Genomic DNA, 2,176 nt, shown 5'->3' with positions numbered 1-2,176 from the left:
CCGGGAGCAAACCCGTTTCTACAAAACCCTTTGATACTTTACCGGCATATAAAGCACCTAATAATATGCCTATTCCTCCAATAGCTAATGAACCTTGGGCAAACATAACACTAATATTGCCCAGATGTTCTTTTAAAAAAGCGCCATAACTGGCCAAAAGCACCTGATTAATAGCCCAGAATAAGGATAGTCCTACAATACAAGTAAATATGACATATTGTTTACTGGCCTTTTGTAGATAGGCCTTTAAATAATGACCGCGAAAATAATTAGCTAATTCATAATGTGACTGCGGATCAGCCGCTTGCTTTTGTAATAGCAAAAAAGTCATTATCGTTTCAAAAATTGAAAATAGAACTAACAAAAAACCGGCCGGAGCGATAGCTTGTAGCAGCAGCGCTTTATCACTGCTGTGCTGCAATCCCGCAGCATTAATAACAAAGCTAAAAAGATAGGTAAAAATAAAAGTTGCTCCTAGAATAGCAATAATCGTCAGCGTTTGCACAATCGCATTAGCCTGTGACAGATGCTCCTTCCCAAAGATCTCTTTAATATAGCCATACTTTGCTGGTGAATTGAGGGCGCTTTGAATAGCAAGTAATAAGGTCAGTAAAAAGCACCCCAAAAATAACCTTGGTAATAACACCAGGTAATAAGTAAAGTCAGCGGAATAGCCACCGCCGCAGTTATTCTTAACACCAACGCTTTAGGAAATTTATCAGCAAGAAATCCTGATGGGGTAAATAATAAAATATAAGGCAAAAGGATAAGAGCATTGATAATAGCGGATAGAATTGTATAGATAGGTCCACTTGAGGTTTGATAGAGGGTATCTTGAATCAAAATTTTATGCCCTAAATCAACAAAAGTATTGAAAAATACCACCATCATGTAAGGATAAAAACCTCTTATTTGAGTTAATCTCATCTTGAACTCCAATTAAACTTCATTTTTAAAGCATATATCTCTCACATTCAAAATAAAATCTCATTTCTAAAAGTACTATCAGTCCACCCAAATAGTATTAATATTTAATACTATTTGAAAAATCCTCTGTAACTAATTATATCTACACAATTATCGAATCAAGAAATTTATTCCAACGCATTTGCTCTTCCTAGATTTTATGGATTTCTTAAGGTTTAGCTAAGCATTAATAATGTAAAATTATTGACCTCTATGTTTTAACAATAACCCCCATAGTTTTAAAAATTAGAAGTAAAACTAAAAAGTAATAGGTTTAAAAGATGGCATACACTAAAGCGGAGAAAATTAAACAGACTGTTCCGGAACAAACGAAATATCATTTGTTTGCTTTTGTAAAAGATACCGTCGATGGGCCAGGACATGTATCAATTAGCGCAGTGAAAGAAACAACTGTTAAAAAGAAAATTAATCATACCAGTTTCTTTCCTGGTCCTTTAGGATCCTTTATTAATGGAATAACTTTAGGATCAGTTCCTGTAAAAGGAAAACTTGCTCCTAATCATCAAGAAGACTTAGAAGAAGCTGAACATGTCTTAGTTAAACCAATAGACAAAGAGCAATATAAAAGTGCTGTACAAGCCCAAAAATCATTTTCCCGAGATGTTGCGGAAGGCATGCGCTTTTACTCAGTTTTTGGCACCTTAAATCCACTAGCCACCTTTGTGACCAGCTTTTTTACTGCCCACGGGAATGCTCATGCAACTATAGAGAAACATAAAAAAATCATGGTTTTCACCCAGTTGAAGATCACTGTGGAATTCATGTTTATGATAATGATAGTCACAGCACACCAATGAATCTAAGCACAGATAATTGCACAAGTTCAGTTACCCACGTAGTCATTGGAGCAGGGATTCCTTTAAAAACCCAAAAGTACCGACTTTTTTACTCCTGAACTTCAGGAGCATGGATTTGAGAGAATAGACAAGGAAGAGTTCAAAACAAGGTTTGGGATGAAATAACGTTTCACCCGGCCAAAATAAAAAGCAACACACCAGTTTAAGAGGCATGTAGCCCTATGTTCATGCCTCTTAAATAAAGTTTTTCTAGAATCTTAGCCCATTAGTGCCTTGCTCAGCCAATACTTGCTCTGCCAAACCATTCGGTGTTATTCCCCAAGGCATTTTAGATTGCTGAATATGTGTTCCACCGGTATTTAATATTTTACTAACAAGTGTTGAACAATTCT

3 protein-coding genes are annotated in these 2,176 nt (G+C 35.8%); 1 reads left to right on the top strand and 2 read right to left on the bottom strand.

The window, feature by feature from the left end; all coding sequences use genetic code 11:
* Together BN58_RS06310 and BN58_RS06305 are read right to left on the bottom strand one after the other, a co-directional pair.
* On the bottom strand, positions 1 to 625 hold a 625-nt coding region (locus tag BN58_RS06310), incomplete at its 3' end, for a hypothetical protein (protein WP_026069304.1).
* Positions 607 to 927 carry a hypothetical protein gene (locus BN58_RS06305; protein ID WP_026069303.1) on the bottom strand — a complete coding sequence of 107 codons (321 nt, stop codon included), beginning with the start codon at positions 925 to 927 and terminating at the stop codon, positions 607 to 609. The genes BN58_RS06310 and BN58_RS06305, both read right to left, overlap by 19 nt.
* Positions 928 to 1,247: 320 nt before the next feature.
* Here BN58_RS06305 and BN58_RS22675 point away from each other — a divergent pair, with 320 nt between their 5' ends.
* On the top strand, positions 1,248 to 1,784 hold the full coding sequence (locus BN58_RS22675; protein WP_019216106.1) for a hypothetical protein: 537 nt from the start codon (positions 1,248 to 1,250) through the stop codon (positions 1,782 to 1,784).
* Positions 1,785 to 2,176 lie beyond the last annotated feature (392 nt).

Source organism: Legionella tunisiensis (assembly GCF_000308315.1).
Lineage (GTDB): Bacteria > Pseudomonadota > Gammaproteobacteria > Legionellales > Legionellaceae > Tatlockia > Tatlockia tunisiensis.
This window is presented reverse-complemented; position numbering and strand designations above follow the sequence as displayed.

Bases quoted from the DNA above. Each gene is read 5' to 3' on its own strand.
- BN58_RS22675 (WP_019216106.1), top strand. From the start codon at position 1,248: ATGGCATACACTAAAGCGGAGAAAATTAAACAGACTGTTCCGGAACAA.
- BN58_RS06305 (WP_026069303.1), bottom strand. From the start codon at position 927: ATGAGATTAACTCAAATAAGAGGTTTTTATCCTTACATGATGGTGGTA.